This is a genomic window from Winogradskyella sp. A3E31 (genome assembly GCF_046720935.1).
GTDB lineage: Bacteria > Bacteroidota > Bacteroidia > Flavobacteriales > Flavobacteriaceae > Winogradskyella.
The window spans coordinates 108,323-120,618 of sequence record NZ_JBHNWH010000001.1 but is presented as its reverse complement, the minus strand read 5'-3'; the positions used below and the strand labels follow the sequence as shown (position 1 = coordinate 120,618).

Here is a 12,296-nt window from a genome sequence, read left to right as displayed (position 1 = left end):
ATATATCAGAAAAGTACAACTATTTTTCAATAGTTTTTTCTTATTATTAAAAACAAAAAACCCTTGCTTAACTTAAAAACAAGGGTTGTTGATTGTTATATAATTCTTATTAATTACCAGCTTCATTCTTGGCATCTTCAATCATCTGCTCATTCGGTAGAATAGCAATATTGACACGCCTATTTTTAGATCGTCCTGCAGCGGAACTATTATCGTGCATAGGCTGAGTCTCACCAAACCAATTGGTTGTAAAACGACCACTACTTAACCCTTTTCCTGTTAGATAATTGGTTACAGAGTATGCCCTGTTTTTACTCAAGGTCATATTGTAATCTGCTTCACCTGTACTATCGGTGTGTCCAACAACTAATATGTTAGTGTCTGGGTACTCTATAAAAACACCAGCCAATTTATCTAGAGTTTCTCTAGAAGCGGCATTGATATTATACTTGTTGGTGTCAAAATAAACACCGCTTTTTTCGTCGAAAGTTAGTACAATACCATTATCCACACGCTCTACTTGCGCTCCGGGAATTTCCGCTTCAATTTCTTGTGCCTGCTTATCCATTTTTCTACCGATAAGAACACCAGCTGTACCACCAACAACTCCACCAATGACAGCACCAAGTTCACCGTTACCACCTTTACCGACGTTATTACCGATTATGGCTCCAATGACTGCACCACCTGCAGCACCAATGACTCCACCTTTCTGGGCGTTATTAGCATTGTCTATGGCTTTACAATTTGTAAATGCGACTACCACTAAAAGTGCTAGTGATAAAATTCCTGTTTTATATATATATCTTTTCATAATTATAGTTTGTTAAAGTTCATGTTAATTGTAATTGGTCGACCCTCTAGAGTAACCGTCTGTTGCCACTGCATCGTTGTTTCAGACAACTGGGTAAGGCTTAAACGGAAACCAGCATCAGTATCAGATTGTCCACGTTCGTTAGTCGGTTTCAATAAAAAGTCATAAAGCCCTGTTGCTTCGTCAATCTCGGCAATGGTAAATACAAAGTAACGCGCCTGGGTATTGCAATCAATTCCACTCAAAGTGTAATTCCCAGTATTGTTATTAGGGATAAATTGCCATGTACTGTTCTCGAAACAGTCTTTAGTAGCATCATTTAATAGAGTTATTTTTATATCTCCAATTGCAGATGATGTTACTGAGTTTAAAACCCAATCTCCTTTGATGACCTTTTTGGATTCCCTTACGGTTTTTGAAGTACCGCAAGACACTAATCCAATAGCCAGTATTAAAATAAATAGTTTTTTCATAATTTCTGTTTAAAGTTGATTTCTATAAGAAATACGTTTTTTAAAGGTATTTCAGACGTCCTCCTTTATTCAGAGTATTTTAATTTTGTGAAGCACGTGTAATTCAAATCATTGAAAATCAATAATATAAAATCGAATTCTCAAGACATAAGCGTTTGCAAGCTTAACAAAGAATTAACCCTAATCAGAACATTATAAAGATAGGAGGAAGGAAATGTTGGGTGTAATCCAATACCCCAAAATGTTAATGCATTTGATGAGTCAGGACTCGAAATAAAGATTAAAAAGTCTAACTAATCTTCAAACCATTAGTAGCTTCTGTCTCATCCGGATTTACAAAGACTAGTTTACCATCTGCAGTCTCAGTCATTAAAATCATACCTTGACTTTCAACTCCTCGTAAAGCTCTAGGAGCCAAATTAACGAGTACAGTCACTTTTTTACCAACGACTTCCTCTGCTGTAAAACTTTCTGCAATTCCAGACACTATAGTTCGGGTGTCAATACCGGTATCAACTTTTAGAACTAAAAGCTTTTTAGTTTTAGGCATTTTTTTAGCCTCTATAATAGTACCCACTCTTAAATCTAGTTTGCTGAAGTCCTCAAAATTGATTTCCTCCTTTTGAGGTTCAATGTCGGCTGAAGCTCTCGAAGCCTCATTGGCTTTTTTACTTGCTTCTAATTTATCTAGTTGTTTTTGGATTTCAGCATCTTCGATTTTAGAAAACAACAATTCGGCTTTTCCGATGTGATGACCAGAAGGTAAAAGCACATCTTTTTTAGAAACGTCAGCCCAATCAGATTCAGAATCAAGTTCAGAATGACAAAGAATTGATTTCAATTTTTCGGAAGTAAACGGTAAAAACGGTTCTGACAATACCGCCAAAGCTGATGCGATTTGAAGCGCCACATACATTATCGTTTGTGTGCGTTCAGGGTCGACTTTTATTTGCTTCCAAGGTTCTTCGTCAGCTAAATATTTATTGCCAAGACGTGCTAAGTTCATTAACTCTTGGCTTGCCTCTCTAAATCGGTAACGTTCAATAGAGCTTGCAATGACATTTGGGTAAGCTTTTACCGTGGCTAAAGTTTCTTTATCTACTTCGGAATATTCAGAAGGTTTAGGAACAACACCATCATAATATTTGTTGGTCAACACCACGACGCGATTAATAAAATTTCCGAAGATGGCAACAAGCTCGTTGTTGTTACGTGCCTGAAAGTCCTTCCAAGTAAAATCATTATCCTTCGTTTCTGGGGCATTCGCTGTTAAGGCATAGCGCAATACATCTTGCTGATTAGGAAAATCCTCTAAATACTCTGGTAACCAGACCGCCCAATTTTTTGAGGTGGACAGTTTATTGCCCTCTAAATTCAAAAATTCATTCGCAGGGACGTTTTCTGGCAAGATATAAGAGCCTTCAGCTTTAAGCATTGATGGGAAAATAATACAGTGAAACACAATGTTATCCTTCCCAATAAAGTGAACCAAGGTGGTGTCCTCATTCTTCCAGTAGTCTTCCCAGTTTTTGCCTTCTCGTGCGGCCCATTCTTTGGTGGAAGAGATATAGCCAATAGGCGCATCGAACCATACATACAATACTTTGCCTTCTCCACCTTCAATGGGTACAGGGATTCCCCAATCCAAATCTCTGGTTACTGCTCTTGGGCGCAAGCCATCATCTACCCAAGATTTTACTTGTCCATAAACGTTAGGCTTCCAATCTTTTTTATGGCCTTTTAATATCCACTCTCTTAAAAATGCTTCATGCTTATTTAAAGGTAAAAACCAATGTTTGGTTTCTTTGAGTGTAGGCTTATTTCCTGTAATGGCCGATTTAGGATTAATTAAATCTGTAGCGTTATGGCTAGTGCCACAATTTTCGCATTGATCGCCATAAGCTTCTTCATGCCCACATTTTGGGCAGGTGCCAACGACAAAACGATCCGCTAAAAACTGATTAGCTTCAGCATCAAATAATTGTTCAGACGTTTCTTCTACAAACTCGTTTTTATCATAGAGTGTTTTAAAGAATTCTGATGCCGTTTCATGATGAATTTTAGCCGAAGTCCTAGAATAATTATCGAAGGTAATACCAAACTCTTCAAAAGACTGTTTTATAATAGCGTGGTATTTGTCCACGATATCTTGAGGGGATACTCCTTCTTTTTTTGCCTTGATGGTAATTGGCACACCATGCTCATCACTACCACAGATAAAAGCCACATCATTACCAGTTAATCGAAGGTATCTGGCATAAATATCTGCAGGGACATACACACCAGCCAAATGCCCAATGTGGATAGGGCCATTAGTGTAAGGTAAGGCTGCTGTTATGGTGTATCTTTTTGACATGGTTTCCATTTAAATAAGCTACAAAAGTACACATTTTAACCCCTTTATTGAAAAAAAATGTACATTTACAAAAAGCACTATTTATGAGGATTAATGCCCGTTTTTCTATCTTATTCATTGCATTTTTTGGTTTCACTAATCTGGCTATTTCCAGCCAAAACGAAATGACATCTTCCATGGCATCTACATCAATACAACCTCCATATTTAAAAGCTGGTGACACCGTCGCCATTGTGGCTCCTTCAGGGATTTTAAAAAACAGACAGCGCGAATTGCAGCAAGCTGTTGACCTATTAAAAGAATGGGGTTTGGTACCACAAGTGGGGAAGCATGTGTTTAGTACCGATGATCATTTTGCAGGGACTGACGATGAACGCTGTGAAGATTTACAGAATGCTATGGACGACCCTAAAATTAGTGCCATTTGGTGTGCACGTGGTGGTTATGGAACAGTACGAATTTTAGATAAACTAGATTATACCAAGTTTAAGAAAAAGCCGAAATGGCTGATCGGCTACTCAGATGTTACGGCACTGCATAATCAATTGCATAATGAAGGGTTTCAATCGCTTCACGCCTTAATGTGTGTGAGTTTAACTAAGGATTTAAATGATGTGGCATCATCCATTTCAACCTTTAAATCGGCACTTTTTGGTCAGTCAGAAAATTACACTTTAGAAGGCTCAGACTATAACAGAACAGGTGTTGCTAAAGGCGAATTGGTTGGTGGTAACCTTACCATATTGCATACCATGTTAGGCTCAGACACCAGTATTGATGTTTCTGGAAAAATACTTTTTATTGAAGAAATCGGCGAATACAAATACCATATAGACCGTATGTTGCAAAGCTTAAAACGTGCTGGTTATTTTGAAAACTGTGCCGGTGTTTTGGTCGGTGATATGTCTAAACTGAGAAAGAACACCACACTTTGGGGCAGCTCAGTTGAGCAACTGGTTTTGGATGCCTTATCGGAATACGATTTCCCGATTGCTTTTAATATGCCTGCTGGGCACGAAAAGGAAAATAAGGCTTTGGTGTTAGGGAAGTCGATTGAGCTGAAGGTTGAGAAGGAGAAGTCTTTGGTTACGTATATACCATAGTTGTAGGTAATTTGCCCAACAAACTGAAATTAAACATAAACAAAACTTGACTTAACTTATGAAATTAAAACTCTATTGTATTTTAACTTTATTTTTAGCTCTAAATTTAAACGCCCAAGAATCTAAATTTGACATTGAGGTTAATTTCCCAATCGCTATTGGAGATAATTTTTTGGGAGACAACTACAACGGAATTATTGACTTGGGAATCAATTACAGATTTCTGCAAAAAGAAGTACTAAACTTAGGAGTATCTGCGAATTTTGGATTCTTTAAAAACACTAAATCAGGTGCATCCGACCTAAATCAACTGTTTGACGTTAAAATTATTCCTATTCAACCTCGCTTATTTGCAGAGTTTAATATTCCGGATTTAGAAAAACTTCATCCTCAAATCGGAATTGGATATTCAATACTTATTTATAATGCAGATTGGGCGGACAATCGAGATGCTGAATTGCCTGCTGACATTGACGATAGCGAAAGTGGTTTTAATTTTAATTTAGGAATTGCATATGATTTATCTCAAAAACTCTTTTTGCAGGCACAATATGACTTTGTGAAAATCGGAGTTGAAAATGGAGTTCCAGATATAAGTTACAATACTAATATTAATATTCTGAAATTCGGAATAGGGTATAGACTATAAAAACTACCTACAATAACGTGCATAATTAATTGCTTTGGTCGTTGCTTATTTGGAAAAATCCTACGGATTTTCCTCTGGTTCGTTTCACTTTTATTAAGTTAGTTGTTGAAACACCAAATATGGTATATAAATTATCAGCGTAAATCAATTATTAACCTGTAGCCATATTTCAGGACAAGACATTAAAATTATCTTTAAATGAAAAAAATAATACTATTTGTTATTCTTCCACTTTTGTCTTTATCATGTGCTTATGATTCAGACGATAAAATTAAAGTAGAACAACACATTCCAGAAAATTACGAATCAACTGAAACTACTTTTACCACTCAAGAGGATATAGTTTATTTTACAGGTTCTTCTGAGTGTACAGGAAATGGAATTTATAGTTTTGATGAAGATAAAGTGCTAGGTGATTTGACAATTCCTTCTGATTTACCCGAAGAATTTGATTTGTCATCACTTTTACCACCTGTAGGTAATCAAGGTAGACAAGGGTCATGTGTTTCTTGGGCTATAACTTATTATTTAAAATCATTTCAAGAAAGAATTGAATCTGGATTGCCATATTCCGCTGATAGGTTAATGAGTCCTGCTTACACTTATAATCAATTATCGCAAGGCATATGCGAAGAAACAGCTTTACAGAGCACATTGGAAATATTGAAACAAAAAGGGGCTGTATCTATCGAATCGTTTCCATATCTTGATTATTCCTGTAATATTCAACCTACTGAATCTCAGAATATAGAAGCCGAATCAAATAAGATTACTGATTATGAATATTTAAGCGGTGAGAATATGGTTTTAGAAATGAAAACTTTAATAAGTAACCAAACACCTATTATAATTTCTGCTTTTTTAGATTCTGAATTTGGAATAGTTGATGAATATGGTTTAACCGCATACAGAGAACATACAGTAGACTATTCAGTACAGGGAGGTTGTCATGCAATGCTTGTAATTGGTTATTCTGACGAATTTAACGCATTTAAAGTTGTAAATTCATGGGGAGAAGATTGGGGGGATGATGGATATATTTGGATAGATTATCTGGCGTTTGATAATGTAATAGATAGTAATTCTGATTTTCGTGTAATATCTACTGCTATAGTTGCATACGATTTAGAACAATAACTATTGCCAACAGTAGCCATATGTAATTTCTTATTATCTTCTACTTCTGAATATCCTCGCGGATTTTTCTATTCTTTGAATATGTGCTCAATCATAGCTTAAAATCACGCAACAAAGTATATGCAACACGTTAATATTTCATTTGAACATCGGATTAAAGTCAGAAAATGAAACTAAAACCACATCTTATAATATTCTTATTTAGCATTGCATTTGGTTGCAAAACTTTGGAAGAAAAGAGCATTCATCTAAATATTGAAAAAGACACTAAAGAAATATTTGATAGTTTAGTTGAGATTAGAAGAGACTTTCATCAAAACCCTGAGCTTGCTGGAAATGAAATAAGAACTGCAAAAATGATTACCAAGCATTTATTGAGTTTAGGTCTAGAAGTTAAGACCGGAATCGCTGGCAACGGAGTTATTGGAATATTAAAAGGTAGTGGAGATGGAAAAAACATAGCTTGGCGAGCGGATATGGACGCCATACCGAGTGATTTTTCTGATGACGCATCCTATAAATCTAAAGTTAAAGGATTGCAACACGGTTGTGGGCACGATGTACATATGGCTATTGGGCTTGGAATAGCTGAAGTGTTAGCTAAAAATAAAGAAGCAATCAACGGCACAATATATTTTATATTTCAACCAGAAGAGGAAACTTTTGTTGGTGCAAAAAATATGGTTACCACTAGTGAATTCTCAACAATGAATCTTGATGAGATCTATGCATTGCATGTTACTGCATTACCAGTTGGCCAAATAATGGTTAAGCCTAACGAACTTTACGCGTATCAAAAACGCATACAAATCACCTTCAAAGACAACTTGTCTAAAGAAGAAGCAAAAGACCTTTACGATACAATTAGAACTGAGACGCTTCGAAAAAAAGACGGAGTAAACCCTTGGGAAATTCCAAAGGCATTTGACTCTGCAATTGGATTAAGCAATCCAAATACTGTTTTTAAAGATTATCTTTTTCTGGAGGAAAACTTTGTTACTGAAGAAGCTAACAATCAATTTCATATAAAAGGGTATTTATATGAAACGGACAAGTCTAATTTACCAAATATTTTATCGAAAATTGAGCAAGCCATAAACAACACAACATTCAAGGATCAATTCATTTCAGTATCATACATACAGGGAAATCCGACGGTATTAAACGATGAAGAATTGACAAGTAAAGCAATGAACCTCTTGAACGATCTTTATGGTGATGAAACTGCTGTGATGAATTATGGTCAAATCCCCTATTTTAATGATGACTTTATTTACTTTCAGCAAAAAGTGCCCGGAGTTTATTTTTTATTAGGTGGTTCAAATTATGAAAAAGAAATAGTTGCAATGAATCATGCCCCTAATTTTAGAGTCGATGAGAAATGTATTAAAGTTGGTGTAGCATCTTTTTCTTCATTAATTTTGGAACGGGCTAATGTTAAGTAAAGTTGCTAGCCATGAAAAGGGAAATGAGGCATTGGTCTTAGATAGCGCGCCGAATGAGTTGAATGTTGATAAAGAGAAATCTTTAGTGACTTATAATACTAGTTGTAACAAATTATGAAATTAATCTTAACTCTTATTTGTGTCTTAGCTTTATTCAGTTGTAAACCGGAAGTGCAAAATGACAAGAAAACTCTGAATAAAATTTTTGCCTCAAATAATTATCATATTAATGTGCAAACCTGCGGCTGTTTTGGATGTGGAACATATAGTTATGATGTAAATGTTAAAAATGAGAAAGTGACAATAGCAAATTCTTCGGGTAAGCAAAAAATAGAAGTTTCAAGAGATAGTATAGAATCTTTCAAAAAATTTATGTCTGAACGAATTGGAAAAAATATTTCTAGAGGTTTATGCACAAGCAAGTATATATTTAAAGTTGAGACGAATAATTTGGCGATAACTTTTACTGATGAAGGATGCCATGAATGGGATATTTTGAATAAAATAATTCCATTAGAATCTATTCCAAACTCTTTTGAAGAATAAGCTTAGGTAAATTAAAAAACCTGTTTTGAATTTTTTTCATAAAACTACAACCTCAAATCCACCTCAAACCCAATAGCATCCGAAATTAATCCGTCTTTTAGTTTGCCCTCTACCTCTTTAGAGTTAAAGGTAATGCCCCACAATGTACGGTCTATTTTAAACTTAGTGCTCATTTGTTGTTTGTCGTAATCGACTTCGGCTCTAAAGTCAATACGTTTGGTTATATCCTTTATGGTAAGATTGGCATAAATCTTTAGACGTGTTGAGGTTTCGTATCGGACATCGGTAATGACAAGTTTAGAGGTTGGGTATGTGTTAACTTCAAAAAAATCTTCATTTTTTAAATGCTCAACAAGACCTGAGTCCTTATCAATTTTACCGTTGTCAGTGCAAACAATGCTATTCATGTCAATTGTAAACTCCCCGCCATATATCATTCCATCCTTATTTTTTAGAAAATAGCCCTCCTTAAAATTGATATTCCCTTCGTGACCACCAAAATAAAAGGCATATTCACCGATCCAGTGAATTGTACTTTTTTCTGTGTTAATGGTTAAGTTTTCTTGTGCAAACCCCAATGTGAAACCTAATACGGTGATGAGTGTTAATACTGTTGTTTTCATGATGATTTTAATTTTTAGGTAAAACTATTAGGAGGAACATCAGAAAATGTCAAAAAAATGCAAAAGAAGTGTCAACAGTTGTAAAAAGTCACGAAATTGTAAGTTCTTTACAATAGTTATGAGTTTAAAATATATCTATTCTTTTAGTGGCATTACTTTGTTGCTTGTGTTTGTGACTCTTTTTTCTCCGAGTGATGAGACTAAGCAAGACTTCTCTGAAGTCGCAAAAATTGCCATGCGCGATGTTGGTCATCATCTACTTTTGGCTCATAGTGATTCAACCTCTTTGGTGTTGCCAGTTATTGAAACAGATTCTAAAACTTACGAGTTATCATTTCAAAACGCATTAGCGATTCACCCAGATAGTTTAGTGACTATTATAGAAACGGCGTTTTTAAAGTCCGACTTACCAAAATATTATCGCGTAGAAGTGATACAATGTAGCAATGGCGAAGTGGCGTACAGTTACGAGAAAAAAGATGACATTAATAATAGTATTATACCATGTGGAGGTCGCATGTTGCCAGAAGACTGTTATACCATTAAAATTAAGTTTACAAAACTGAATGATGCCTCAGCCAATAGCCCGTTAATTTTTGCGAGTCTTGCTGGTGCTCTAGTGTTATTATTCATAGGATTTAAAACTAAAAAGAGGTCTGAAGGTTTAACACCCAATGACAAACCATCCGCAAGCATAGGAAGTTTTCAATTTTATCCGGATCAGAACAAGTTGGTTAAGGCTGCTTCAGAGATTCAACTGTCTAAAAAAGAATGCGAACTGCTCGAGATTTTTATTGAAAACATAAATGTCGTTGTAAAACGAGACGAATTGGTAAAGCGTGTTTGGGAAGACCAAGGTGTTTTTGTTGGTAGAAGTTTGGACACTTATATTTCTAAACTACGAAAGAAATTTAAGGATGACCCAACAGTGAAAATCACCAATATACATGGAGTGGGTTACAAGTTGGAAGTAAATTCATAACGCATAATGGCACAGCACAATCAACTCGGAAAAAAAGGGGAGCAACTGGCAGTCGATTTTCTGTTAAAAAATGGGTATGACATTGTTGAACACAACTACCGTTTTGATAAAGCTGAGGTGGATATCATTGCTCAAAAAGAAGATGTTTTAGCCATTGTTGAGGTTAAAACAAGATCTACCGCCGATTTCGGCAATCCCCAGGATTTTGTAAAACCCAAACAAATCAAAAACTTAGTTAAGGCTGTTGATGAATATGTTACGGTTAACGATCTTGATGTTGAGGTTCGGTTTGATATTATTGCTATTGTAAAAGAAGGAAAAGGGTTTAGCATTGAGCATTTAGAAAATGCATTTTATCATTTTTGACATTAGGTGTGGTGTCATGCTGAACTTGAATCAGTATCTCAGACGATATCTAAAAAAGACCCTGAAACAAGTTCAGGGTGACAAATACTAAAGTTATTTGTAAAAATTCATCTCATCCACATATTCCCAAACATGTTCTGGAAGCATTGGACGAATATTTTTTCCAGCCTTTATTTCTGAACGGATAAACGTGGAAGATAATTCCATTATTGGAGCTTTGACCTTATGGATTTTAGGATGATCCTTAAAGCGATGCTCAACGTTTCCAGAAGAAATTCTAGGATACACATAGATGTCGTGATTGTCTAAAATTAACTCGTAATTTTTCCACTTATGAAAGCTCTTCAAATTATCCTCTCCCATAATGAGAGAAAACGTATGTTCCGAAAATTTCTCTTGTAAATATGTCAGCGTATTAATGGTGTAATTCGGTTCAGGTAAAGTGAATTCAATATCGCTAGGTCGTAATTTATCATAATCCTTGGTTGCTCGATACACCATTTCTAAACGTTGGTGATTGTCCAACAGACTACTTTTCTTTTTAAACGGACTTAAAGGGGTCACTACAAACCAAACCTGATCCATATCACTATGCTCAGCCAAGTGGTTGGCAATGGTTAAATGGCCAACGTGGATAGGGTTAAATGTTCCGAAATAAAGACCTACTTTCATTTTTGTTTGTCACTCCTGCGACAGCGTGCGCTAAAGCTATAGCGGTGGCGCAAGGCAGGAATCTTATTAATTTTTAATAAATTCTGAAACCAATTCATAAGCATCATCTAGGGCAGAAGTGAGCTCATTATTGACAACGACTTTATCAAATAGCGGTGAGGTTGCCAATTCTGCCGAGGCTTTAGCTACACGCATATTGATTTTGTCTTCACTTTCTGTTTTTCGCTTCTTTAGGCGAATTTTAAGTTCATCTATACTAGGTGGCTTTACAAAAATAGCGAGAGTTTCTTCAGGGAATTTACGCTTAATACGAAGTCCTCCCGAAACGTCAATATCAAAAATCACATTCTTACCAAGTGCCCAAATACGCTCTACCTCGGTCTTCAACGTGCCGTAAAAATTATCTCTATAGACTTCTTCCCATTCTAAGAATTCGTCGTTTTTGATTTTGTTCTTAAATTCTTTTGCACTGAGGTAATAGTAGTCTTTGCCTTCTACTTCAATACCGCGCTTTTCTCGAGATGTAGCAGAAATTGAGAACTCTAGATTAAGCTCGGGCTGTTGTAGCAAGTACCTCACGATTGTCGTTTTCCCTGATCCTGATGGGGCGGAGAATACGATAAGCTTTCCTTTCTTTTTATCTTGTATTTGTGACACTAATTAAATGTTTCTAAAAATTCATAGTAAGACCAACGCCATTACTATTTATGGCAAAATTAAACTCTGGCTTAAATTGATAAACTGAAGCTGATTTCAAAGAGAGATTATACTTATCTATGCCTTTGTTCACTTTATTAAACGCACTAAAACTAAATGGAATACTAGCTATACTGATTCCGCCACCTATGTATGCAAGGGTCCAATTGGGATTTTCATTGCTAATAGCTTGGCCAATAGGTATTCCGATGAGTGCACCACCTATAAAACCTAGAACCTGATATACTGTACGATTTGATTTGGCTTTTTTAATAAGTACATTGGCTTCAGTATTTGACTTTGTAGCTTCTATCAATTCTGACCAGCTCAATCGCTCATCATTCTGAGAGAATTTATAGCCAAAAATATTAAGTTTCATATTAATTTCTTGACCTAAAGAGCTATTTATGAAGAATAGCCCAATTATTACTATG

At 35.6% G+C, this 12,296-nt stretch carries 14 protein-coding genes; 7 read left to right on the top strand and 7 right to left on the bottom strand.

From position 1 onward, the window contains the following. Positions 1–109 precede the first annotated feature (109 nt). The 3 genes from ACFEMA_RS00530 to metG form a co-directional block, all read right to left on the bottom strand. On the bottom strand, positions 110–814 hold the full coding sequence (locus ACFEMA_RS00530) for an OmpA family protein (RefSeq protein WP_411766003.1): 705 nt from the start codon (positions 812–814) through the stop codon (positions 110–112). A 2-nt stretch (positions 815–816) separates the two neighbouring features. Continuing rightward, positions 817–1,287, bottom strand: coding sequence for a lipocalin (locus ACFEMA_RS00525; protein WP_411766002.1), 471 nt, complete (start codon positions 1,285–1,287; stop codon positions 817–819). Between the two features lie 289 nt (positions 1,288–1,576). Next, positions 1,577–3,652 (bottom strand): methionine--tRNA ligase, encoded by a 2,076-nt coding sequence (metG, locus tag ACFEMA_RS00520; RefSeq protein WP_411766001.1) that lies wholly within the window; start codon positions 3,650–3,652, stop codon positions 1,577–1,579. A gap of 74 nt (positions 3,653–3,726) precedes the next feature. Here metG and ACFEMA_RS00515 point away from each other — a divergent pair, with 74 nt between their 5' ends. From ACFEMA_RS00515 to ACFEMA_RS00495, 5 genes are all read left to right on the top strand, one after another. Next, entirely contained in the window at positions 3,727–4,746 is a 1,020-nt protein-coding gene (locus tag ACFEMA_RS00515) for a S66 peptidase family protein (protein WP_411766000.1), read from the top strand. 58 nt (positions 4,747–4,804) lie between these two features. Beyond that, the gene (locus ACFEMA_RS00510; RefSeq protein ID WP_411765999.1) at positions 4,805–5,395 is read left to right on the top strand and encodes an outer membrane beta-barrel protein; all 591 of its coding nucleotides are present in this window, start codon (positions 4,805–4,807) and stop codon (positions 5,393–5,395) included. A gap of 198 nt (positions 5,396–5,593) precedes the next feature. Beyond that, complete coding sequence (locus tag ACFEMA_RS00505) at positions 5,594–6,532, top strand: C1 family peptidase (RefSeq protein ID WP_411765998.1); 939 nt, start codon at positions 5,594–5,596, stop codon at positions 6,530–6,532. Between the two features lie 167 nt (positions 6,533–6,699). Further along, complete coding sequence (locus tag ACFEMA_RS00500) at positions 6,700–7,977, top strand: M20 metallopeptidase family protein (RefSeq protein WP_411765997.1); 1,278 nt, start codon at positions 6,700–6,702, stop codon at positions 7,975–7,977. A 114-nt stretch (positions 7,978–8,091) separates the two neighbouring features. Then, positions 8,092–8,523: a hypothetical protein gene (locus ACFEMA_RS00495; protein WP_411765996.1), complete on the top strand. Its 432-nt coding sequence runs from the start codon at positions 8,092–8,094 to the stop codon at positions 8,521–8,523. A 44-nt stretch (positions 8,524–8,567) separates the two neighbouring features. On the opposite strand, the gene ACFEMA_RS00490 is transcribed toward ACFEMA_RS00495, so the two are convergent. Further along, on the bottom strand, positions 8,568–9,146 hold the full coding sequence (locus tag ACFEMA_RS00490; protein WP_411765995.1) for a YceI family protein: 579 nt from the start codon (positions 9,144–9,146) through the stop codon (positions 8,568–8,570). 118 nt (positions 9,147–9,264) lie between these two features. Between ACFEMA_RS00490 and ACFEMA_RS00485 the strand changes: the two genes are divergently transcribed. Both ACFEMA_RS00485 and ACFEMA_RS00480 read left to right on the top strand, forming a co-directional pair. After that, a complete protein-coding gene (locus ACFEMA_RS00485) occupies positions 9,265–10,128 on the top strand; it encodes a winged helix-turn-helix domain-containing protein (protein WP_411765994.1) in 864 nt (287 codons plus the stop codon). A 6-nt stretch (positions 10,129–10,134) separates the two neighbouring features. Further along, positions 10,135–10,494, top strand: coding sequence for a YraN family protein (locus ACFEMA_RS00480; protein WP_411765993.1), 360 nt, complete (start codon positions 10,135–10,137; stop codon positions 10,492–10,494). 93 nt (positions 10,495–10,587) lie between these two features. Here the strand turns inward: ACFEMA_RS00480 and nadD are convergent, their stop codons facing one another. From nadD to ACFEMA_RS00465, 3 genes are all read right to left on the bottom strand, one after another. Further along, a complete protein-coding gene (gene nadD / locus ACFEMA_RS00475) occupies positions 10,588–11,166 on the bottom strand; it encodes a nicotinate (nicotinamide) nucleotide adenylyltransferase (protein ID WP_411765992.1) in 579 nt (192 codons plus the stop codon). A gap of 66 nt (positions 11,167–11,232) precedes the next feature. Continuing rightward, a complete protein-coding gene (gmk, locus tag ACFEMA_RS00470) occupies positions 11,233–11,823 on the bottom strand; it encodes a guanylate kinase (protein WP_411765991.1) in 591 nt (196 codons plus the stop codon). Between the two features lie 13 nt (positions 11,824–11,836). After that, entirely contained in the window at positions 11,837–12,241 is a 405-nt protein-coding gene (locus ACFEMA_RS00465; protein ID WP_411765990.1) for a hypothetical protein, read from the bottom strand. Positions 12,242–12,296: the final 55 nt, after the last annotated feature.

What these genes read in the sequence shown, in the direction of transcription:
- metG (WP_411766001.1), bottom strand. Translation starts at nt 3,652, where the DNA reads ATGGAAACCATGTCAAAAAGATACACCATAACAGCAGCCTTACCTTAC.
- ACFEMA_RS00505 (WP_411765998.1), top strand. Translation starts at nt 5,594, where the DNA reads ATGAAAAAAATAATACTATTTGTTATTCTTCCACTTTTGTCTTTATCA.
- ACFEMA_RS00500 (WP_411765997.1), top strand. Translation starts at nt 6,700, where the DNA reads ATGAAACTAAAACCACATCTTATAATATTCTTATTTAGCATTGCATTT.
- ACFEMA_RS00510 (WP_411765999.1), top strand. Translation starts at nt 4,805, where the DNA reads ATGAAATTAAAACTCTATTGTATTTTAACTTTATTTTTAGCTCTAAAT.
- nadD (WP_411765992.1), bottom strand. Translation starts at nt 11,166, where the DNA reads ATGAAAGTAGGTCTTTATTTCGGAACATTTAACCCTATCCACGTTGGC.
- ACFEMA_RS00480 (WP_411765993.1), top strand. Translation starts at nt 10,135, where the DNA reads ATGGCACAGCACAATCAACTCGGAAAAAAAGGGGAGCAACTGGCAGTC.
- ACFEMA_RS00525 (WP_411766002.1), bottom strand. Translation starts at nt 1,287, where the DNA reads ATGAAAAAACTATTTATTTTAATACTGGCTATTGGATTAGTGTCTTGC.
- ACFEMA_RS00490 (WP_411765995.1), bottom strand. Translation starts at nt 9,146, where the DNA reads ATGAAAACAACAGTATTAACACTCATCACCGTATTAGGTTTCACATTG.
- ACFEMA_RS00485 (WP_411765994.1), top strand. Translation starts at nt 9,265, where the DNA reads ATGAGTTTAAAATATATCTATTCTTTTAGTGGCATTACTTTGTTGCTT.
- ACFEMA_RS00530 (WP_411766003.1), bottom strand. Translation starts at nt 814, where the DNA reads ATGAAAAGATATATATATAAAACAGGAATTTTATCACTAGCACTTTTA.
- ACFEMA_RS00515 (WP_411766000.1), top strand. Translation starts at nt 3,727, where the DNA reads ATGAGGATTAATGCCCGTTTTTCTATCTTATTCATTGCATTTTTTGGT.
- ACFEMA_RS00495 (WP_411765996.1), top strand. Translation starts at nt 8,092, where the DNA reads ATGAAATTAATCTTAACTCTTATTTGTGTCTTAGCTTTATTCAGTTGT.
- ACFEMA_RS00465 (WP_411765990.1), bottom strand. Translation starts at nt 12,241, where the DNA reads ATGAAACTTAATATTTTTGGCTATAAATTCTCTCAGAATGATGAGCGA.